At 62.4% G+C, this 21,833-nt stretch carries 15 protein-coding genes and 4 pseudogenes; 11 read left to right on the plus strand and 8 right to left on the minus strand.

Translation table 11 applies throughout. The features are described 5' to 3' along the window. Positions 1–7 precede the first annotated feature (7 nt). Together CI805_RS17935 and CI805_RS17940 are read right to left on the minus strand one after the other, a co-directional pair. Positions 8–2,419 (minus strand): TonB-dependent receptor, encoded by a 2,412-nt coding sequence (locus tag CI805_RS17935; protein ID WP_260928061.1) that lies wholly within the window; start codon positions 2,417–2,419, stop codon positions 8–10. A gap of 213 nt (positions 2,420–2,632) precedes the next feature. Beyond that, entirely contained in the window at positions 2,633–3,313 is a 681-nt protein-coding gene (locus CI805_RS17940; RefSeq protein ID WP_260928062.1) for a ZIP family metal transporter, read from the minus strand. 243 nt (positions 3,314–3,556) lie between these two features. Between CI805_RS17940 and CI805_RS17945 the strand changes: the two genes are divergently transcribed. Then, entirely contained in the window at positions 3,557–3,850 is a 294-nt protein-coding gene (locus tag CI805_RS17945) for a plasmid stabilization protein (protein WP_260928063.1), read from the plus strand. Between the two features lie 7 nt (positions 3,851–3,857). Here CI805_RS17945 and CI805_RS17950 read toward each other — a convergent pair whose 3' ends face one another. Beyond that, positions 3,858–4,463 (minus strand): TetR/AcrR family transcriptional regulator, encoded by a 606-nt coding sequence (locus CI805_RS17950; protein ID WP_260928064.1) that lies wholly within the window; start codon positions 4,461–4,463, stop codon positions 3,858–3,860. 196 nt (positions 4,464–4,659) lie between these two features. On the opposite strand from CI805_RS17950, the gene CI805_RS17955 reads away from it, so the two are divergent. From CI805_RS17955 to CI805_RS17965, 3 genes and pseudogenes are all read left to right on the plus strand, one after another. Continuing rightward, positions 4,660–5,316: a Coq4 family protein gene (locus CI805_RS17955; RefSeq protein WP_260928065.1), complete on the plus strand. Its 657-nt coding sequence runs from the start codon at positions 4,660–4,662 to the stop codon at positions 5,314–5,316. A 124-nt stretch (positions 5,317–5,440) separates the two neighbouring features. Further along, positions 5,441–5,677: pseudogene (locus tag CI805_RS17960) on the plus strand (NAD-dependent epimerase/dehydratase family protein); the annotation flags it as partial. Positions 5,678–5,814: 137 nt separating this feature from the next. Further along, the gene (locus tag CI805_RS17965) at positions 5,815–6,351 is read left to right on the plus strand and encodes a hypothetical protein (RefSeq protein WP_260929764.1); all 537 of its coding nucleotides are present in this window, start codon (positions 5,815–5,817) and stop codon (positions 6,349–6,351) included. Positions 6,352–6,458: 107 nt separating this feature from the next. Here CI805_RS17965 and CI805_RS17970 read toward each other — a convergent pair. Then, positions 6,459–6,584: pseudogene (locus CI805_RS17970) on the minus strand (IS21 family transposase); the annotation flags it as partial. A gap of 213 nt (positions 6,585–6,797) precedes the next feature. Between CI805_RS17970 and CI805_RS17975 the strand changes: the two are divergent. Continuing rightward, the gene (locus tag CI805_RS17975) at positions 6,798–7,748 is read left to right on the plus strand and encodes a magnesium transporter CorA family protein (protein ID WP_260928066.1); all 951 of its coding nucleotides are present in this window, start codon (positions 6,798–6,800) and stop codon (positions 7,746–7,748) included. Positions 7,749–7,842: 94 nt separating this feature from the next. Here CI805_RS17975 and CI805_RS17980 read toward each other — a convergent pair whose 3' ends face one another. Together CI805_RS17980 and CI805_RS17985 are read right to left on the minus strand one after the other, a co-directional pair. Then, positions 7,843–8,487 (minus strand): DUF6445 family protein, encoded by a 645-nt coding sequence (locus CI805_RS17980; protein ID WP_313958554.1) that lies wholly within the window; start codon positions 8,485–8,487, stop codon positions 7,843–7,845. Positions 8,488–8,612: 125 nt separating this feature from the next. Then, a complete protein-coding gene (locus tag CI805_RS17985; protein WP_260928068.1) occupies positions 8,613–11,372 on the minus strand; it encodes a TonB-dependent receptor in 2,760 nt (919 codons plus the stop codon). Positions 11,373–11,814: 442 nt separating this feature from the next. Between CI805_RS17985 and CI805_RS17990 the strand changes: the two genes are divergently transcribed. Beyond that, on the plus strand, positions 11,815–13,362 hold the full coding sequence (locus tag CI805_RS17990) for a DUF5597 domain-containing protein (RefSeq protein WP_260928069.1): 1,548 nt from the start codon (positions 11,815–11,817) through the stop codon (positions 13,360–13,362). A 46-nt stretch (positions 13,363–13,408) separates the two neighbouring features. Here CI805_RS17990 and CI805_RS18000 read toward each other — a convergent pair. Next, positions 13,409–16,671, minus strand: a pseudogene (locus CI805_RS18000) (glycoside hydrolase family 2 TIM barrel-domain containing protein). A 14-nt stretch (positions 16,672–16,685) separates the two neighbouring features. Next, positions 16,686–16,922, minus strand: coding sequence for a hypothetical protein (locus tag CI805_RS18005; protein WP_260929766.1), 237 nt, complete (start codon positions 16,920–16,922; stop codon positions 16,686–16,688). A 21-nt stretch (positions 16,923–16,943) separates the two neighbouring features. On the opposite strand from CI805_RS18005, the gene CI805_RS18010 reads away from it, so the two are divergent. The 5 genes and pseudogenes from CI805_RS18010 (at position 16,944) to CI805_RS18030 (ending at position 21,804) form a co-directional block, all read left to right on the plus strand. Beyond that, complete coding sequence (locus tag CI805_RS18010; protein ID WP_313958556.1) at positions 16,944–17,558, plus strand: FadR/GntR family transcriptional regulator; 615 nt, start codon at positions 16,944–16,946, stop codon at positions 17,556–17,558. A 257-nt stretch (positions 17,559–17,815) separates the two neighbouring features. Beyond that, positions 17,816–19,200: pseudogene (locus CI805_RS18015) on the plus strand (glycoside hydrolase family 27 protein). 11 nt (positions 19,201–19,211) lie between these two features. Next, a complete protein-coding gene (locus tag CI805_RS18020; protein ID WP_260928070.1) occupies positions 19,212–20,756 on the plus strand; it encodes a glycoside hydrolase in 1,545 nt (514 codons plus the stop codon). Then, positions 20,753–21,691 (plus strand): glycoside hydrolase family 43 protein, encoded by a 939-nt coding sequence (locus tag CI805_RS18025; RefSeq protein WP_260928071.1) that lies wholly within the window; start codon positions 20,753–20,755, stop codon positions 21,689–21,691. The genes CI805_RS18020 and CI805_RS18025 overlap by 4 nt, the downstream gene beginning before the upstream one ends. Further along, positions 21,661–21,804 (plus strand): hypothetical protein, encoded by a 144-nt coding sequence (locus CI805_RS18030; RefSeq protein WP_260928072.1) that lies wholly within the window; start codon positions 21,661–21,663, stop codon positions 21,802–21,804. Before CI805_RS18025 ends, CI805_RS18030 begins: the two co-directional genes overlap by 31 nt. Positions 21,805–21,833: the final 29 nt, after the last annotated feature.

Consider the following 21,833-nt stretch of genomic DNA (forward strand, 5'->3'; position numbering starts at 1 on the left):
GTCATGCTTACAGCCCCACCGAAAGCGTCAGGAACCACTGGCGCGGTGCGATCGGATAGACCGCGTAGACAGAGCTAGGCTGGCTGATCGAGATCGTCGAGGCGCCCTTGACGTCGAAGATGTTGGTGACGTTCAGCGCCAGCGAGGCCTTCTGCAAGTGCACGAGGCTGGCGGGCAGGTCCACCGCGACGCGCCCGTTCGACATGAAGTACGAACCCACCGAACCGTCGTCGGTATAGGTGGCATAGCGCTTGCCGATGTACATGCCGGTGTATTGCGCCTGGAACGGCCCGATATTGGCCGAGACCACCGTCTTGCTCATCCACTTGGGGCTGCCCGGAACCTGCTTGCCCGCCGTGGCATAAGTGGTGGTGCCGTTCGAGTAATCGTCATCGTACTTGGAGTTGTTGTACGACAGGCCCTCGTAGACCGAGAAGATGCCACCGATACCCAGCGTGACCGCGGCGTCCGCGCCGTTGGTGGTCACGCTGCCGACGTTGAACAGCGAGGTGGTGCCGCCGGTGATCGAGCTGCCGCCAAGGCCGCCGACCGTGGTGCTGACTGCCAGCAGACGGTTCGAGAAGTCGACGTGGTAGTAGTTCACCTGGGCATCGAGCGAGGAGATGAACGAGCCGGGGAACACGTGGTGGCTGCGCAGACCCACTTCATAAGTCCACGAGGTTTCCGGCTTGCCGCTCTCCTTGAAGTAGTCGAACGCCGCCTGGCTGCCGGTGCTCCACGGCGCGGTGCCGAAGTTGCGCAGGTTCTTCTGGACGTTGAAGTAAAGCTGCTCGTGACCGTTGAAGTCGTACTTCGCGCCGATCGCGGGCAGGAACCAGTTGCTGGTGGTGATGCTGCCCGAAGGCAGCGCGCCGACCATGCCGGAATAGGACCCGGCGACCGGCTGCGTGGGATACCAGCCCTTGGCGTAGACGAGGCTGGACTTCACGCCGCCCTGCACGGTCAGCTTGCTGTTGACGTCCCATTCGTCCTGCAGGTGCAGCTGCAGCGCATCGGTGCGGTACTGGAAGCTGTACTGCGTGAACAGCGGGTTGTGCTGCCAGTGATAGGGATCGGTCGGGTTGTTGACGTCCAGCGCGTACCAGTTGCGCCAGTTGGCGCCGCTGTTGTGCTCGTACCACGCGCCGAACTCGATGTGGTGGTTGGCCACGTTCGCCTTCAGCGTCGAGACGATACCTTCCCGGTCGATGCGATACTGGGTCACGCGGGTGATATAGCCGCTGCCGCCGGTATCGGCGACCAGTTCGCTGATCGAGTCATTCGGGAAATAGGCCTGCGCCACCGAAAGCGACTGGCCGAGCGGCCCGGCAACCACGCCCTGACCGTCGTTGTGGTGATAGTACGCCTGGTTCGACCAGCTGATGTTGTCGGTGACGTTGGCGTCGTACTTGATGTAGCCGAGATAGTCGGTGCGCAGCGCTGCCGAGAAGTAGTTGCGATAGTTGCTGCCTTCGGCTGCCGGGGTGTTGCCGTTGGCATCGACGTAGGAGAGCGCTTCCGACCAGTTCGGATAGGTGAACGGGCGGGTGTAGGGCTGGTAGGCCTGTGCAGCGGTCGTCGGGTTGACGTAGATCGTCGTGGCGTCCTCGTTCGGCTCCTGCTTGTCCGAATAGTCGAAGAACGCGGTCAGCTTGCCGGCGTCGTTCTCGTGAACGTACTTGGCGTTGAGCTGGTAGCCGCCCTGAACGCCGTTGTAGTCCCACGCACGGGCGCGCTGGCGGGCGAGCGAGACATAGGCGCTCGAACCGCCGTCAGACCCGAACGAGCCGAAGTCATAACGGCCATAGCTGCGCGAGGTGCCGTAGCTGCCCACGGTCTGCGCCAGCTGAAGGCCCCGGCGCTTGAGCGGGTCGGACGAGGACAGTTCGATCGCGCCGCCCAGGTTGTTGAGCGAGGGAATGCCAAGGTCGCCCGCACCGGTGGCGACCACGACATTGCCGATGTTTTCCGAGATCACCGCGCGCTGCGGCGAAATGCCGGTGATGTTGCCGTAGGCAAGGTCTCCCAGCGGCAGGCCGTCCAAGGTATATCCAAGCTGGCTGATCGCGAAGCCGTGGATGTAGAGCGACATGTCCTGCTCGTTGTTGCCCCACGGATCGGCCGTCTGGTACATCACGCCGGGCAGCGTCTGGATCGCGCCGAAGGCCGAGACGCCGGGCAGGATCTTCTGGATTTCCACACCCGAAAGCTCGGTGGCCGAACGCGTGGTCTTGGCAGAGGTCACGACGATGGCATTCGCTTCACCTGCGTCATCGGCGCCAGCATCGGTGGCAGGAGCAGCCGCGGTGGCGGCAGCGGCGTTATCGTCCGCAGCAAGAGCGGGCGAAGCGGCGGCGAGCGTGGCAGTCGCCAATGCGCCCAGCGACAGCGTGGAAAGGAAACGGCGCGAACCCATCATGATCGAGAATCCCTGAGAGTGCTTTGCAAACGATGCGAGTGATCGTTGGCAGCGCCCGCTAAGGCCGATTCATGACGCTCTGTGGTCAGTTTATTGACCGAATTGCGTTACTGTGCATGTAACCATCCTAAGGCGGCAGGAAATCCGGCGGTCAGCCGATCCGTGTTGCCAGAATGCAACCGCGCGCACGTATTTTCGGGAACAGCAGCCGGATCAGTGCGCGAAGCGGATTACGCAGGCCATGACGGCAATGCCCGTCACGCTCGCGCTCAGGCCCTGCCAGCGCGTGAACCGCCCGGTCAGGCCGCGCGGGACAAGCTCGCACAGGCCAAGGTAGAGGAAGCCGCCTGCGAACAGCGCCAGCGCCAGCGCGAACTCGCTGTGGTCGACCCGCAGCATCTGCGCGATCCCGACGCCCAGCAGCGGTGCCAGCGCATCGGCTCCCAGAACGAGCAGCGCGGTGCGACGACGCGTGCGTTCGGATACCAGCGCCACGATGTTGGCGCCGTCGGCCATGTCGTGCGCCAGCACAGCGGCAGCCACCAGCCAGCCGGTTGCATGGTCGAGATGAAAGGCCAGCCCGATGCCGAGCCCGTCCATCAGGCTGTGGATCAGCAGCGTCGCGGTTCCCAGTTGCCGGGTCGCAGGCAAACGATGGGCCAGTGCGTAAAGCGCAAAACCGACTGCACCGATGGCCAGCACGATCGCCGGTGCGAAACTGGCATGGCCCATGGCTTCGGGCAGAAGATCGAACAGCGCCAGGCCAACGACGAAGCCGCCGGTCAGTGCGGCAACGATCTGGCGCTGCGCTTGCAGACGCATGGCGAGCAGGCCGCCTGCAAGAGTCGCGAGACCGGCTCCAAGCGCGAGGAGATAGGGCAGGGGAACGGTCATGCGAAAAGGGTCTGGCGGTCCGGAAGCGGCAAGGTGGTCGTGATATAATGTATCATTTCTTTGCGACAAGCCGAAAGGCGGACCTTTTTTGTCGCAAAGGGTCGCGTTAGCCCTGCTTAGCCCCCTCTAGCCTGTCCTTAGCCCCCCTTTACCCCTTTCTAGCCTGTTTCAGCCCCGAACGCGCGGAACGGGGTTCGCAGTGCGACGTTTCCGTTAAAAATCCGCAGAAAACGGAGGGTTCTCATGCCACGCGGTGACAAGTCGAGCTATACCGACAAGCAGAAGCGCAAGGCGGCGCATATCGCGGACAGCTACGAAGCGCGCGGCGTTGCGCACGAAGAGGCAGAGGCGCGCGCCTGGGCGACGGTGAACAAGGATTCAGGCGGCGGCAACAAGTCCGGCTCAGGGCGCGGCCATCCCGAAAGTCATGCCTCCGCCCGGCGGGGCGCTCAGCGCGGCGCCGCTGCCCGGAGCCGTGCAAGTCGTTCGGAAGCCGCGAAAAAAGGCTGGGAAACGCGGCGAAGGCACGCAAACTGATAGGCGGTTAAAGGGTGGTCATAAGGCGAGCCAGCACAGCCTCGATCTCGCTCTGGGGAAGGGCATTTTCGGGGTCGCGCAACAGCATGGCGCGCATCACTCCGGCAAAGGCATGGGCACGGACGAAAGCCTCGGCCTCGCTGATCTGCGGAACCGGCAGATCGGGGTGCGCCAGCATCGCGATCACCTGCTCGACCAGCGGTGAAACGCCTTTTGTGTTCGATGCAAGCGAATGTTCTATAATGATTTTATGAACGCGTCGACGCTCACCGTAGCTCGCTGTCACGGCGCGGATGATCCCTAGTGCTCTTGCTTCAGGTGGCTGCGGCGCCGGGTCGGACAGCGCAGCCATGACCCGCTTTCCCAGTGCTTCCCGCTCACGTTCGGCCAGGGCATCCAGCACCGCGCCCTTGTCCGGAAAATACTGGTAGAGGGTCCCGATGCTCACCCCTGCCTTGCGCGCGATGGCATTCGTAGTCAGCGCTCCCAGCCCTCCGTCGTCGAGCAGGAGCATCGCGGCCTCCAATATGAGTTGGACCTTGCCGTGCGCCCGCTCCTGTCTGGGCACGCGCTTCCTATCATGCTGATTAATCAGAGAATTTTCCGGTCTCATCCTGCTTTCCGAACGCGAGTTTCAAAATGTGAGTATTGCTCATATATTTGGATCTGTCGAGCGTGACCGGATCGGGATCGCATCGGAAGGCATGTACGGAAAGGATTTGAGCATGGTCATGACAACGGCAGCGGCATCGTTCGATCTACGACCACGCAAGGACTGGCGCAGCGCTTTTGCCGCCGTCCGCAAGCTTATGCGCGATGCCAACGATACCGCGCAGGTCTTCCGCATCATGCGTGCGCTCAACGCCGGGACGGCAAAGAGGGGATACGAGCGGTTGTTGCAAACCGAACGTGGGGGCCTCATCGCTTATCAGCGCGTGGAATTGGCCGAGCGCTTCGCCGATCCGGTTTTCCGGAACAGTTTCATGCCGGGAAGTTTGGGCGCGGCCTATGCCGACTTTCTGCAGGAAACCGGCTATTCCGCGCAAGGGCTGGCCGATATCAGCAGACAGGACGATGCTGGACGTGACGCGATGCATCCCTACGCCTGGTTTGGCAGACGAACCCGTGATGTCCATGATATCTGGCACATCTTAACCGGTTATCGAGCCGACGAGCCCGCCGGAGAAGCCTGCCTCGTGGCCTTCTCCTACGCCCAGACCGGCGGGCTGGGCTGGGCCGTAATCGCGCTCGCAAGCGCGTTCAAGGCAGGTCGTACTCCGGGCGGGAAACCCGCAGTCCGCGCGATCTGGGAGGGCTATCGCCACGGCAAACGAGCTGTCTGGCTGCTGGGCGAAGATTACGAGGCGCTGCTAGCCGAGCCGCTGGAGGCGGTGCGTGATCGCCTATGTATCCGGCCACCGAAGGCCTATCAGGCCTTCCGGGAAAGCCTGCCCTCGACGGTGTGAGTAATAGGGGCTGACCCTAGCCTGTTGATCTGTTTACCGGGATAATCTCACGCATTTAAATGGATAAAGATACGGAGTATTTCGAGAGGGCAATAATTTCGTCCTCTCTCTAAAGGAGTTATCCATGCGTGTCTTTCTGACTGGCGCGACCGGCTTCATCGGTTCGCGCATCGTCCCAGAACTGATTGCGGCAGGGCATGAGGTGATTGGCCTGACGCGTTCTGACACCGGCGAGGTGCAACTGCGCGATGTCGGGGCCATTCCCCATCGCGGTACGCTGGAGCAGCCTGAGACGCTGGCGGCGGGCGCTGCCATGGCCGATGCCGTCATTCATACCGCTTTCGATCATGATTTTTCCCGGTTTGTCGAGAACTGCCAGAAAGATGCATCCGTCATCCATGCCATGGGCAATGCGCTGGTGGGAACTGACAAACCGCTTCTCATTACTTCGGGCACCGGTATGGGGGCACAAAACCGGGACAGCCCTCGCGCGAGGACGTGGTTGACTGGGAGCATCCCAATCCCCGCTCTGCCTCGGAGCGCGCCGGAATGGAACTGGCCGAGAAGGGCGTTTCGGTGGCTGTCGTGCGCTTGCCGCAAGTCCACGATACCGAGCGGCAGGGCCTGATCTCGCCGCTGCTGGCGATCGCCGTCGACAAGGGCGTGTCCGGTTACGTCGGTGACGGTGCGAACCGCTGGCCTGCCGCGCCTGTCGCCGATGTGGCGAAGCTCTATCGCCTTGCACTGGAGCATCATCAGGCCGGCGCGCGCTGGCACGCCGTTGCCGAGGAGGGTGTCAGCGCCAAAGCCATTGCCGAAGTGCTGGCCGAGGGACTGGGTATTCCTGCCGTTCCGATCGCCGCCGATGACGCCCCTGCACACTTTGGATGGATGGGCATGTTCGCAGGCCTCGACATGCCGGCCTCCAGTGCGTGGACTCGCGATGTGCTGGGCTGGCAGCCTTCCGGTCCCGACCTGCTGAGCGATCTTCGCGCGATGGATTATGCTCGCTGGCGGGAGGCCGCACGCGTCTGAGCGCTGGAAAGACGGTTGCCAGGCCCCCGACCGTAAGGTCGTGGGCCCGGTGCCGAGAATTTGGAGCCGTTTCAGGCAGTAATCTTGCGAAGCCTGGCGACGAGGTGATCGTTTTCTCGGACCGCTTTACGCACCGTGTTACGCGACAGCCGCAAATCCCGCGCGATCGCCTTGATAGCCTTCCCGGCCCGGTGCTCCCGACGGATCCTCGTAATCGTCTCCACAACCACCATCCCTCTACCCGCAGTCCGGAACCTAAACGGCGGCGCTTCTCATGATGAGATGATGGGGGGCAATTTTGCACGCCGCTCCACAGTCTTGATAGACGCGCTGTTCAGTCTTGAAGCGTTCCATCGCGATGGCGTGATCCATCTCGGAAGGCATAGCGCAGCCGGAAGAAGTCTCGCGCGTTTCCATTGCCTTGCAATTCTCGAGAGCGCTTCATCATGCTGACCTCCATGCTCCTGCCCGGCACCGATTTCGGAGGACTGTGGATTGACCTGTGCGAACCCGACGACGCGGAAGTGCGCCGCGTCGAAGCGCGTTACGGGATCACCATTCCGGCGCTGTCGGCTCTGCGGGAGATCGAATCCTCCAGCCGTCTGCATTCAGACGGTGAGACAGTGTCGATGACCGCGCCGATCTTTGCTCGAGGCGCTGATGTAGGCAAGAATGAGCACTGGGAGACCGCTCCTGCGGGTTTCATCCTGACGCCTGAAGTGTTGGTGACGGTGCGCTATACCCGTTTGGACACTTTCGATGCGGCGGTAAAACGGATGCAGGACGAGAAGGATCTCACGCCGCGCATGGTTCTGGTGCTGTTGCTTGAAGAGATCGTTGATCGCGCGGCAGACCAGATCGAGAACGTGTCGGAAATGGCAGCGTCGATTTCGCGCACAATCTTCTATACCGATCTAGAGCACCGGGGGCTGGACCCTAAAACGGCGATTCTGCGGCGCACTATTATCAAGCTGGGCCGTGCCGCGGATCGTTCGTCACGGGTGCGCTACATGTTCCTTTCAGTCGGTCGTATGGCAAGTTTTGTGGAAGAGCATTGCAAGGCGCATGGCGATGATCGCACACAGGCCCGGTTCCGCTCGATTGCCCACGATATCGCCTCTCTCGATGAGTTCGAGACCAGTCTCTCGGGGCGCGTTCAATTTCTGCTGGACGCGGCCACCAGTCTGATCGGGATCGAACAGAACAGTGTCGTTAAAGTGCTGACGGTAGCCTCGGTAATAGGCGTGCCCCCGGTCTTGGTGGTGGGCATATATGGCATGAATTTCAAGGTTATGCCCGAACTGGCATGGCCATGGGGCTATCCTTTTGCGCTTGCGCTGTGTGTGCTGTCAGGCGTGCTGCCATGGCTGTGGTTCAAGTGGCGCCGCTGGATTTGAGTTCCGAATTAAGAGCGTTTCATGGGCAAGCACTTCAAGTAAAATCTTAGAGGTAACTTTAGATATATAATACATATGTCTGATAAATCGAAATTTAATCTCGCTGAATGCAGTGCAGGAAAAGATTGGCGGTCAGACGACCTTTCCTCGGATCCAAAGCATCCTGACTCGGCGCTTGCGCCAGCGCACCATGAAGCCTGGCTGAGCGGTACACTATCAAACGGTCCATCATGGCCTCGCAGGAGGTCGTCAGTGCAAACAGCGCGTCATCCGCAGCGACATAGGCAGCAGAGATGGCGTCTTGTGCCAGCTCGCTGTCGAGCACGGCATTGTAGTGCGGCACACGCTCGGGGGTCAGAATTTCGTATCCCGTCGAGCGATGGCGGAAAAAGCCGGTGCCACCGTGCTCGCTGGTACACAGGTAATGCACCACAGCGAACTGCATGGGATCGGCAGAATCAACGTGAGGTATCCTTTGTAAGACATTGAGTTCTGAGCACGATGTCGTCAGAAGTGAGAAGTTTCCCCGTACGCGTCCGGGGCGTATCGGCCCTGTGCGGAAGCGTTCCGAGATGACCGGAATCAGCCGTTCCACCATCGACATGATATAATCCATGGGAAGTGGTGCAAAGTGCCCAGGATAGCCGCTGCCGAGACTGGCAGCGCTCTCGAACCGGCTGCGTGCGGCATGTTCAATTAGTCTGCCAGGCTGGCCGGTAGCCCGATCGAAGATCGCCATCGGGCTCTCTTCCCAACAAGTGGGCCGCGTTTCGTCCGGTGCAATCATGCGATTTCCCATACCTTGAACCCTGCCCCAAAAGGACGCCGGAGCATGTATCAGACATGCTCCGGCGCAGGGAGGGTTCAGTAGGTCGCGCGGATCGAGAAACCGAACCGGCGGTCGTTCAGGGTATATTGCAGCGGTTGGCTCGGTGTGCCGATGTAGGTCATGTTCATGCGGTTCAGGAGGTTGACCGCATCGAACGAGATTGAGACTTGCTTGGTCACATCGAAGCTGACCGAGGCATCCAGCGAGGCATAGGGTGCCTGATACTGGGGAATGCCGTTGGCGCCGCTGCCATAAGTCGTATCGAGATATTTCCCGCGCCAGCTCCAGGCGACACGTGCCGTGACGGGCCCCTTCTCGTACAGGCCGACAAGATTGTAGCTGTGCTTGGAGAGCTTTTCGAGCGGCACCTGCTCGGGAATGTCACTGCCCACCGTGGCGAAGGGATTGGTGACGTTGCTGTCCACGAAAGTATAGTTAGCCTGTACGCCAAGGCCGCTGAGCAGGCCCGGCAGGAAGTCGAAGAATTGCTGATAGGCGACTTCGAAACCCTTGATCGTTCCCTTGCCGGAATTTTCCGTGGTGGCAATGTCATACGTCACCCCGCCATAGTCACGCTGAACCGTGCCGCTGGCAAGGAAGCCGTCTACCCGCTTGTAGAACAGGCCACCGGTCAACGAGCCCGTGCGCGCGAAATACCACTCCACGGTCGCATCGAAGTTGGTCGAGGTGATCGGATGGAGATAGGGGTTGCCCGAAGAGCCCGTGGGGCGACCATCGGCGTCCAGCTGGGATTCGGTATTGGGATTGAGGGTCACGTTGGTCGACATGACATCGAAATTCGGACGGGCGAACGATTTGGAGAAGGCGAAACGGGCCTGCAACTGATTGGTCAGGTGGGCACGCAGGTTGAAGCTGGGCAACAGCTTCGTATAGCTGCGATCAACGGTCAGCGGCTCGGTCGTGCCGTCGGAGTTGAAGATCGTTCCGGCCGACCCGGTGCTGGTGTTTACGAGGCGCAGCCCTGCCGTACCGTCGAAATCGAGGCCAAACAGCGTCGAGCCATAATCCGCCATGACGTAGCCTGCCCATGTTCGTTCAGACTGGTGGTTGAGATCGGACGGCGCGAAGTAGTTCTTCGGGCTGGTGTTGAACAGGGCTTCGGTCTTGGTGATGCTGTCCCACAGGCTGGAGCCGGATTCGAAGTTGGGATAGAGGATTCCACCCGCCAGCGTGTTGCCGTCGAAGAAATTGCTCGACGGACCGGACATGACGAGTTCGGGGTGTTCCGAGACCGGAATGAAGGTGGTGCCGTTGGGCGCAGCGCAGGACGGGTCGGCACCGGTGGGAATGAGGCAGAAGGCATTCCAGGTGCCGCGCAGGTCGATTGTGCTGTCCGAATAGCGCACGCCGCCGCGCAGCTTTTGGAGGAAGCCGCCGTCGGCATCGTATTCGAGGTCATAGCGCAGCGCGAGCTGATCGGCATCGTTGCGCTGAAGCGCGTCGGCCATATAGGTGAAGGCGTAGTTCGAAGGGTCGGCCAGTGCGGCCGGATCGGCTACGTTCCAGGTTGGATATTTTCCGCGCAGGTCGAACGTCACCGTATTCTGGTGAAGCGCATCGTAAGGCGTCTCGCCCTTCTTGTCGTACTCGGAAATCACGAAGCCGTTGCGATCGGCATCGTAGCTCGACTTCAGGTACTGGGCATCGAAGGTCATCTTCAGCTTGTCGCTGACCTTCCACTGCACATTGAAAGTGTAATTGCCGGTCGTGTCGGTCAAATCCTGATCGTAGCGCGCGGATTCGAAAACCTGGTTGGCAAGCGTGCCGGAGGTTGCATAGCCATTCTTGTCGAACGTGAAATCCGCGCCGTCCAGGGGGGTGGAAATCGGATTGCCGTCCGCGTCGACATTGCCGTTGTTGTTGAAGTAGTAGTACTTGCCCTGACGGTAGAAGTTATACCGCGAATATAGCGCCTGCGCGGTGAACAGCAGGTCAGGTGTTGCCTGCCACTGCAGTGCACCGGCAACGCCCAGACGCTTGCGATTGCCGCCGTCGTCGTAAATCTGCTCACCCACCGGAACCTGCGCATTCGCCGGAGCACCGGGGATCGTGACGCCTGCGGGGATTGGCGCATACTGCCCGATGAGAATGGCGTCCTGCCGGTAGGAACTCTTGGAGTAGCTGGCGTTCAGCAGGATACCGATTTCACCGATATTGGTGTCGAAGCGGTTGCTGTAGAGGCCGGATGCCGAGCCGCCGAACTTGTCCGCGCGGTCATAGTAATCGCCCTTGAAGGTCGTGCTGATGACCTGGCCGGGAGAGTCGAACGGCAGGCGCGTGCGCACGTTCGCTACGCCAGCGATATCGCCTTCGATGGTGTCCGCCGGGGGGTTCTTGAAGACGTCGATGCCGGACAGCATGGTCGGCGGCAGGGCTTCGAGATCGAGCGTGCGTCCGCCCGAAGCCGAAATCGCTGAGCGGCCATCGATGAAGTTGCTGACCTCGGTGAGGCCACGCACAGTAATCGCAGGCTCGGTGCGATGGTCGAAATCGGTGCCGCCTTCTCCGTAGCGCCGCTGGATCTGCACGCCGGGGATACGCTGAAGCGCCTCGACGGTATTAGCATCAGGCAGCTTGCCGATATCCTGCGCCTCGACAGAGTCCACGATCTGCTGCGAATTGCGCTTGTTCGATTGAGCGCTCTGGAGGCTGGCGCGAACGCCGGTAACGATAATCTCGTCTGCGGACGAAGGCGCGGATGTATCTGGTGCCAGTGTGCTGGCAGCACCGGTTACAGTCGGGGATGCCGTGCTCGGTGCTTGTGTCTGCGCCATAACCGGGACGCCGAACGCCGCTGCACTAGCCGCGAGCGTAGACACACCAAAAAGAAAGCGATTGCAGCGCCTTACCATAGACCTCTCTCCCGTACGACCGAATTTGCCGGCCTGATTCGTTGTCGTCGAGATTAGTATCGCTTATCTTGTCAGACAAGTAGGATATTTCCAGATCGTTGCTTATGTGTACGGATACATCGGCGCGACGGCGCTAAATCACGAATTTCAAGCGTTTTGTTGTCATTATGTTACGATGCAACGTTGCTCTTGCAACGCAAGCCATCTTGCGAATCGTGCACTCGGCTGCAACTAGTAAGACAAATCAAGGGCCGCCAACGTTTGTGGCTATCGGGAGAGGTCTGGATCTATGTCTATATTGCGTACTCGCATCGCCTTGTTGCTCGCAGCGGGCAGTTTGTCGTTGGAAGCCGCGCAGGCTCAGGTGGCGCAGCCTGATAGCAGGTTCGTCGCTACGCCTTCAGGAAAGCCGCGCTTTACCGTGGATGGCAAGCCGTTCCTGGTCCTTGGCATCCAGCTCAATAACTCCAGCGGATTTCCCGCGCAGTTCCACGCGCTTGCACCTGCCATTGCGCGTAGTGGCGCGAACACCGTGATGGCGCCTATCGGTTGGGACACTATCGAGCCTGAAGAGGGGCATTTCGATTTCTCGGTCGTCGACGCGATGATAGCGGAGGCCCGCGCACAGAAAGTCCGCGTGGCGTTCCTCTGGTTCGGCACATGGAAGAATGCGAAGATGTCCTATGTCCCGGCCTGGGTGAAGCGCGATACCGTTCGTTTCCCGCGCGTGGTCGATGCCGACGGATACGCTATCGATGCGCTTTCCCCGATCAGCGAGGAAAGCGAACAGGCCGATGCAAAGGCATTCGCGGCCTTGATGGGGCACCTCAAGGCGGTGGATGCACGCCAGCGTACGGTGGTGATGGTGCAGGTAGAGAACGAGGCCGGCACGCTGGGAGCCGATCGAGACCATTCACCTGCCGCACAAGCTCTCTTCGAGGGTACGGTGCCCGCTGCGATGACAACGGCATCGCAGGAGCCATCGCAGCGGGCATCGCAAGGCTCGTGGAGCAGCGTCTATGCCGAGCGGGCGCCGGAAGCCTTCATGGCCTATTATACCGCGCGCTATATCGGTGCCGTCGCGGCCGCAGGACGCAAGGCGTACGACCTGCCGCTTTACGTCAATGTCTGGCCGCGCCAGCAACCCGGCCTGCTGCATCCCGGAGACAGCAGTCCCAGCGGCGGCGCGGTGTCCTGGCTCTTGCCGCAATGGAAGGCGCTCGCCCCCGCCATCGATGTGGTCGGCGTCGATAACTACGATACCAATGTAGCGCCCTACACCGAAATCGCCGAGGCTTACGACATTCCCGGCAACCCGCTGTATGTCCCTGAAACCGGCGCGACGATGGCGCATGCACGGCATGCGTTCTGGACGCTTTCACGTCCGTATGCGGTTGGTATTTCCAAGTTCGGGATCGACGAGAGTTTCGGGCTTGATGGAAGTACCCCGAAAGTCGAGCCGATCGCGCTCGACTATGGCCTGCTGCGTGAGGCGGCACCGTTCCTGCTACCGTTGCGCGATGCGGGGCATGTGCGTGCCGCCATCGAGGAAGACGGCATGGCCAACGTGCCTATGGATTTCGATGGCTACGATGCCGTGGCCCGTTTCGGGCCGGTGCGCGATGGCTACGGTGGTCCGCGCGGGCAAGGCAATGCCGATCTTTCGGGCCGGGTCATCGTTGTCCAGGCGGCGCCGGACAAGTTTCTGCTGGCGGGGGCTTCTGCGAACCTGATGTTTGCGCCCAAGCTGGGCACTGCCGGGCACGTCGAACTCGTCCATGTCGAGCAGGGGCATTTCAAGGATGGCCAGTGGATCGTCGAGCGCACGCTCAATGGCGATGAAACCGCGTTCGGCCTGATCCTGCCGCCCGAAGGTGGGTCCCTGATGGTGACGGTTCAGATCGTCAAATGACCGAAAAGGGAGCGCCGCAGGTGAACCCTGTGGCGCTCCTTGTCGTTCAGTCGTTCTCGCTTTCCGCGCCGGTTTCGCGCGCGTCGAGAGCCTTGTCGGGCGTCGTGCCCGCGCCTTGATATGGCGTCAGGCGGAAATGCACTTCGGTCGGCTCGGCCTTGGTGCGATATTTCTCCAGCGGCTTGCCGAACTCGCTCCACTGTGTGTCGCCGCCCACGCCCCACTGCGCGCTGTCGATCAGCAGCGAGCCATTGCCATGCGGCACGATATCGGTCGACTTCCAGGTGCCCGGCGTGCGGCGAAACAGGTCGGAATAGGGGAACGCGAGCGCGTTCATCATCAGCGGATGGTCGCCCTCGATCCGCACGCCTCTCGCGTTTGATGCCGCCGTTGTGCCGACTTCCATCCAGCGCACATCCACCTTGTTGCCGGTTTCCTGCGGGCGGATATAGTCGTGGGCCTGATCCGCCAGTGCCCCGCGCCACAGGCCGATCGGGGCCGAGGTCTTGCGATCGACATAGCTTTCATGCGGTCCGCGCCCGTACCATTCAAGATTGCGGTAATCCTGCGGCATGTCGAACCACAGGCCGACGCGGAACGGCGGCGGCAGGTCCTTGGCGATCGGCTCCAGCGTGCCCGCCACGTCCACCGAGCCGTCGCCGGCCATCGTGTAGGTCGTGGTGAAGCGCGCTTCCCCGGCCCCAGATCGTAGGCGACGGCGATCTCGCCGCGACCGTCGGCAAGCCTTCGACTGGTGACGCTGCGCACCTTGCGTGTGCTGCTCAGCGTCTTCCAGACCGCAAGTTGCTTGTCCGTGCTGATGCCGATGTCGTTGTCCGTGACGGCGCGCCAGAAGTTGGGAGCGCCGCCGGAAAGCAGTGTCGCGCCATTGGCCGTGTAACTCTCGACCAGCCCGGTAGCGCGGTCGATGGAAAGCGTCGTTCCCTGGGCCGACAGCGTGAGATCGCCTTTTACGGTCGCCAGCGTGACCGAACCCGCTGCGGGTGCAGCAAGATGGTCTGCGGGCGGCGCCAGCGCGAACTGCTCCCAGCCCACTACGGTTCCGGCCTTCACCAGCGGAATGGTGCCCGCTTTCGCCTTCGCGCGAACCATGACGAAATACTCGTGGCCTTCGCGTCGCGCGATCCCGGCCAGCGGCACCGACAGCGCGCCCGTGGCATGGGCGGCGACAGGCGCGACATTGAGTGCCCCCCCGGCGATGCGCACGCCATCCTCGTCAAGTTGCCACTCGAAATCGAAGTTCGAGGTGTCGAGGAAATCCTGCCGGTTGGTGAGGCTTGCCTTGCCGGTAGCCGGATCGAAACCGGCGAACGTGACCGGAGCGTAGACCTTGCGCAATTCATAGAGCGCGGGGTTGGGCGTGCGGTCGGACTGGAGCAGGCCGTCGCCGAACTCGATATCGCCACCGGGGTTGGGACCATATTCTCCGCCATCGCCCCAGTAGCGCCGCCCGTCCTTGGTATAGCGATACATCGACTGGTCCACCCAGTCCCACACGAAGCCGCCTTGCAGTTTGTCCGGGTGCGCGTGGACGGTATCCCAGTATTCCTGCAGGTCGCCGCCGGAATTGCCCATCATGTGTGCGTATTCGCACTGGATCATCGGCTGTTTGAAATTCCAGTTGGTGGCGTAATCGGCCATCTTCACCGCTGGATCGTACATCGGCGCATAGATATCGGCATACCAGTTGGGGCGGTGATCGCTGATCCCGTCCCAGGTGCCCCAGCCTAGATAGCTGACAAGACGGTCCGGATCGCGTGCTTTCGCGGCTTTGGCCGCAGCCTCGAAATTGGGGCCGATGCCCGCCTCGTTCCCCAGCGACCAGAAGATCACCGAAGGGTGGTTCTTGTCGCGCTCGATCATGTTGGAAACGCGGCTGACGTGCGCCTCGCGCCAGGCGGGATCGAAGCCGACCTGATACTTCGCGCGCTCTTCCGGATGCTTGTTGGCATAGTCCATGTAGGCGTGGCTCTCGATGTTCGCCTCGTCCATGACATAGAGCCCGTAACGGTCCGCCAGCGTGTAGAGGTACGGATCGTTGGGATAGTGCGATGTGCGGATCGCATTGATATTGTTCCGTTTCATCAAGCGGATATCGCGCTCCATCGACGCGTGCGAGATGACGTGGAAGGTCTCCGGATCATGCTCGTGCCGGTTGACGCCGCGGATCGTAATCGGCTTGCCGTTCACGCTGACAAGGCCGTTGAGGATCTCGACCTTGCGGAAGCCCACATCCCGCGAGGTGGATTGAAGCACCTGCCCTTTGGCATCCAGCAGTTCGGTGACGAGCGTGTAAAGGTTGGGCGTCTCGGCCGACCACGCACGCACGCCGGGCACGTCTGCGCTCAGCGTCAGGGCTCGGGACGTGCCCGAGGCCTTGAGCGCGGTCTGCCGCGTCAATACGGGCTTGCCGGCATCGAGCAGCACCATCCGGGCGGTTGCTGCCGTACCGGGACTGATGGCGAAATCGGCGGAAAGCTTGCCGTTGCGGTAGCTCTCATCGAGCCCCGCATGGACGAACACGTCGTCGATCCGGGTTTGCGGGCGGGCAAAGAGGTACACCGAACGCTCGATGCCGGAGACGCGCCAGAAATCCTGATCTTCCAGATAGCTGCCGTCCGACCAGCGGAACACCTGGATGGCGATGGTATTGCTGGCGCCGGGCTTCAGGAAACGCGTGAGATCGAATTCGCTCGGAAGTTTGGAATCCTTGGAGAATCCGACCTTTTCGCCATTGACCCACACGTAATAGGCAGAGCCTGCCGCGCCGATGTGGAGGACCAGATTCTGGCCCTGCCAGTCGGCCGGAACCTGCACCTCGCGGCGGTAGGAGCCAACCGGATCGGTCGCGTGCGGGATCAGGGGGCGGTCGGCGGGGAAAGGGTAGGTGATGTTGTTGTAACGCGGCTGGTCGAAGTCGTGCGCCTGCCAGTCGGCCGGAACGGGAATATCCTTCCAGTTCGACGTGTCGAAGGTGGGTGTCTCAAAACCCTGCGGCAAGTGATCGGCGAAAGAGAGGTGGAACTTCCACGTGCCGTCCAGCGAGAGATAGCGCTTCGAGGCGCCCATATCTCCGGCAATCGCCAATTCGCGGTTTTCGAACGGAAATCCGGTGCTTGTAGCTGGCATCTTGCCGCGAGACTGGATAGCCGGGTTTTCCCAGTTCGGGCGCGCGGGATCGATCTGGACGGGTTCGACCCGAGGGCCGTCCTGTGGCGCTGCATTCAGCGCGCTGGCGAGGGCGCCGGAAAGCGCTATGATGGAAATCGCAGCGGTGCGGGTCCGCATGATGTTCTCCCCGATTATTGTGTGATCGCCCTGCCGACGATGTATTTCTTGTCGGACATTATAGAGGCGAGGGGATAAATCAACCGGAAGGATTCGCAGAAATCCGTTGCCTGCGCTAAAAAACTGACCTTTACTTGGCTGACAAATACGAATGAGCAATTTGCAGGGACAAAGAATGTGAGCGGAGCGCGGGAGCGGCGGCAGCCGGCGCATACGACGATATCGCGAAAGCTGGGCGTGGCGATCGTCACCGGGGTCTATCCCCCGGCAGCGTGCTGCCCGGTGAGTTCGAGATCGTAGAGCAGCAGGGCGTATCGCGCTCGGTGGTGCGCGAGGCGCTGCGGATGCTGGCGGCGAAAGGACTGGTCGAGAGCAAGCCGAAGTTGGGCACCCGCGTACGTGACCGGCGCGAATGGAACACACTGGACCCGGACGTTCTGGAGTGGATGTTCGAGGGTGAACCCTCTGCCAGTTTCGTGAAAAACCTGTTTGAACTGAGGTTGATGGTCGAGCCCGCCGCTGCCGAGTTGGCGGCTCTGAAGCGAACGGCGGCGCAAGTCTCGGTCATGGGCCATGCGCTTGAAACGATGGCTGCGCACTCGCTCCAGAGCGCCGAAGGACAGATGGCGGACCAGCAGTTCCACGCCGCGATTCTGGAAGCGACCGACAACGATCTTATCATCAATCTGGCCGCGATCATCGGCGCGGCGGTGCGCTGGACCACGCACTTCAAGATCCGCAAGACCGGGCGTCCGCGCGATCCGATCGAGGAGCACCGCCGCCTGTTCGAGGCCATCGTCGAAGGCGATGGCGCGAGGGCCCGTGCCGCTACGGTCGAGCTGATTCAGCTCGCAGAGCGCGATACCGAGGCAGTTTTGCAGGGATAGGGTTGGTCTAGAGTGGGGTAAAGGCAGGCTAGAAGGGGGCTAAAGAGGGGGTAGAGGTGGATAGAGACCGGTTCGCCACCCGCAGAAGCACCCTATCGCCTGCCTGGAAATCCCGGCTGCGAACTCCCCGCTTGATCTCCCGCACGATCGCGATATTGTCCTACAAATAAGAGGGCAATTTCGGGAAGGGAGCCGTCATGGCAAACGACGATACCCGGTCGCAGGACCGGGCCGCAGGCGCATGGTCGCGTCGTGCGATGTTGGGCGTATCGGCAGGGGCAGCACTGGTGCCGGGGCTTGCCGGTGCACTGTCTCCCTCGCTGGCACAGGCCGCGACAGGCGCAGGTATTGGCACCGGCGTCGGCACCGCAGGGCGCAAGCCTTTGGCGCCACGCCCGCCGATGGGCTGGAATTCGTGGAACAGCTTTGCCACCACGATCACCGAGGCCCAGACGCTGGAGCAGGCGGACATCATGGCGCAGCGCCTGCTGCCGTTCGGCTACGATATCCTGACTGTCGATATCCAGTGGTACGAACCCCACGCTTCCAGCTATGAATATGCGGCGAAGCCGGTGCCGACGCTGGATGGCCATGGCCGCCTGCTGCCTGCCCCAATCGCTTTCCTTCGGCGGCGGACGGGCGCGGCTTTGCGCCTCTGGCCGGGAAGGTGCACAAGCTGGGCCTGCGCTTCGGCGTCCACCTGATGCGCGGCATCCCGCGTCTGGCTGTCGAGCAGGACCTGCCGGTGCTGGGCACGTCCACCACGGCGCGCGCCATCGCCGATACGACGAGCACCTGCTCATGGAACCCGGACATGTACGGCGTCGATATGACAAAACCCGGCGCGCAGGCCTATTACGACAGCGTGTTCGCGCTGCTCGCCTCGTGGGGCGTGGATTTCGTCAAGGTCGATGACCTGTCGCGCCCCTATGATGCCCATGCCGCCGAGATCGAGGCGATCGACCGCGCAATTGCGAAAACCGGACGGCCCATGATCCTGTCGATGTCGCCCGGCGAAACCCCGGTGATCCGGGGGGATCATGCCCGCAAGCACGCACGCATGTGGCGCATTTCCGACGATTTCTGGGACAAGTGGCCGTTGCTGGAAGCGCAGTTCACCCGGCTGGAGAACTGGAACCCTTACATGGGCGTCGGCCCGGACGGAGAGGGCGCCTGGCCCGATGCCGACATGCTGCCGCTGGGCCGTCTGGCGCTGGGCGCGCGCGATACTCTGTTCACGCCCGACGAGCAGCGCACGCTGATGACGCTGTGGTCGATCGCCCGCTCCCCGCTGATCATGGGCGGCGATCTGCGCCATCTCGATGCGCCGACGCTGGCGCTGCTGACGAACCCGGAAGTGCTGGCGGTCAACCAGCGCTCGACCGGCAACCGTCCGCACTTCGTCGATGACAGCGCCCGGATCTGGTCTGCGCGGGCGGAAAACGGCGATACCTATCTGGCGCTGTTCAATCCCGCCGACGAGGCTCGCACTGTCGGCATCTCGCTGTCGATGCTCGGCCTTTCGGGCACCGTGCGCCAGCGTGACTTGTGGGCGCGCGCCGACGTCGGCACCGCCAGCGGACGTGTGGAACACAAGATCGCAGCGCATGGCGCGGCGCTCTACCGGCTTGCAGGCGCATGAGGGGCAGGAGGATGACACGAACGAACTCCCGCACGATCACGCGCACACTGGCAGCGCTGCTGCTGGGCACGGCGATAGTGACGCCCGCGCTGGCACAGGATGCATCGCCGCCCGCCTCACCAGACGAGCACTTTCCGGTCGATCCGCCGGTCACGATCACCCTGCGCCCCGATCTGGCGAAGGAGGCGGGCAATCGCCGCGGCGCTTTCGAGGGCTGGGGGACGGCGCTCGCGTGGTTCGCCAATGTCACCGGGGGCTGGCCCGATGCCGAGCGCAATCGGTTGGCCGATCTGTTCTATGGCAAGGATGGTCTGGGCTGGACCATCGCGCGCTACAATATCGGCGGCGGCAATGCGCAGGATATCGAGCCCTATTTGCGCACCGGCGCGGCGGTGCCGGGGTTCTGGAAGAAGCCCGAGGGCGCAACCGGGCGCGACTGGTGGAACCCGGACGATCCGGCGCAGTGGAACTGGCAGGCCGATGCCAACCAGCGCTGGTGGCTCGATGCGATCCGCGACCGGGTGAAGGCGCCGATCTTCGAGGCCTTCTCCAACTCGCCGCCTTGGTTTATGACCGTTTCGGGCCGCGTCTCCGGCGCCGACAAGGCCACCGACGACAACCTGCAACCGGGCAAGGAGGGCGCCTTCGCCGAGTATCTCGCGCGCGTGGTCGACGAATTGCAGAAGCGCCATCACATCGTGTTCCGCACGCTTTCGCCCGTGAATGAGCCCAACACCGATTACTGGTACGCGGCGAATACGCAGGAGGGCGCACACTGGAGCCCGCAGCGCCAGTCTATGATGATCGAGGCGAGCGATGCCGCGCTGCGCCGCCATGGCCTCTCGACCGTGATCGCCGCCAGCGACGAGACCAATTCGCACACCTTCCTGCGCGACTGGGCGGGCTGGAGCCCGGCTGCTCGCGCCAAGGTGGGCCAGCTCAACGTCCATTCCTATGGCACCGTCCACCAGACTGCCGTGCGCGATATCGCCACCGCCAGCGGCATCCGCCTGTGGATGAGCGAGAACGACACCCCGCTTTCGGGCGATCCCGAGACTTACACCGGCATGGCCTCGCCGCTGGCCTTCGCCGAGCATGTGGTGCTCGACCTCAAGCGGCTGGAGCCGTCGGCGTGGGTATTCTGGCAGGCGGTGGAAAATATCAGCGGCGGCAACGGCAAGCCTAGCTCGAACTGGGGGCTGGTGAAGGCCGACATGGCCTCTCCCGCCAGCGGGCCGCACCAGATTCATGTGACGGGCAAATACTGGGCGATGGCGCAGTTCAGCCGCTATATCCGGCCCGGCGACCGGCTGATCCCGGTGGACGACATGGATACGGCAGGTGCGCTTTCACCCGATGGCAGGCGGCTGGTGATGGTCCATGTCAACGCGGGGCTCTCGCCACGAAAGCTGGAACTGCCCAGGGGGTGGCGCGTGAGCATGGTCGTGACCGATGCGACGCATCAGGCGACGTGCATGGCGGGGACGACGGTGCCCTCACGCGCGATTGCGACACTGGTGCTGACAAAGGGCAGCGAGAAGGGGCCTTGCGTATGAGGCGGGCGCTGATCGCGTCGGCCCCGGTCGCGCTGGTATTGGCGGGCCTCGGCGCTTCGCTGGCCGCCGGTGCCTCGCCTCCTCGCGTGTCCAGCGCTAAGGCCGCACCGCTGCGCCTGCCCGACATGCCGCTGCACGATCCGTGGATCGTTGCCGACAAGGCGAGTGGGACGTACTACCTCTACACCAGCAACATCGCGAAGATGAGCGGCGATCCGCGCCTCGGCATCATGGTCTATACCAGTCGCGATCTGGCGCACTGGACCCGCCCGCGCGTGGTTTTTGCGCTGCCGAAGGATAGCTGGGCCAACGAGGGCGCCTGGGCACCCGAAGTGCATCGCTGGAAGGGGCGCTGGTATCTCTTCGCGACGTTCTACAACGATGCCAAGACCTTGCCGGTGACGCGGGATGGCAGCGGCGTGGAGCGGCACCCGGTGCGGCGCTCGACGCTGCTCGCCTCGGCGGACAGCCTCTCTGGCCCGTTCTCGCTGCGAAACGATGGCACACCGCTGGTCGATCCGTCCACGATGACGCTAGACGGCACGCTTTATGTCGATCCCAAGGGCAAGCCATGGCTGGTCTATGCGCACGAGTGGGTGCAGGTGGGCGATGGGACCATCGAGGCGATGCCGCTGAGCGACCGCCTGACCTCTGCCGGGCCTTCGCGCGTGCTGTTCCATGCCTCGTCCGGCCCCTGGGTGAAGCGCCCCGATGCCGGGCAGCCCGGCGTTTATGTCACCGATGGCCCGGAGCTGTTCCAGACCCGCACCGGCAGGCTGCTGATGCTATGGTCGAGCTACGATCCGAACGGCTACGTGCAGGGCCTTGCGCGCTCGACAACCGGGCAGATCGAGGGGCCGTGGGAGCAGCTTCCCCGCTGGTACGGCAGGACAGCGGCCACGGCATGCTGTTCCGCCGCTTCGACGGCACGCTGATGATGGTGGTCCATCGACCTTTCAGGAACGCGCGCGGCAAGCTCTACGAGATGCGCGATGCGGGCGACCGGGTAGAGGTCGTGCGTGAGCGGACCGACTGGGACGGCGGCTGATCGGCTCCCCCAAGCGAGCCTGACTTCAC

It is taken from the genome of Novosphingobium sp. 9, assembly GCF_025340265.1.
Taxonomy (GTDB): Bacteria; Pseudomonadota; Alphaproteobacteria; order Sphingomonadales; family Sphingomonadaceae; genus Novosphingobium.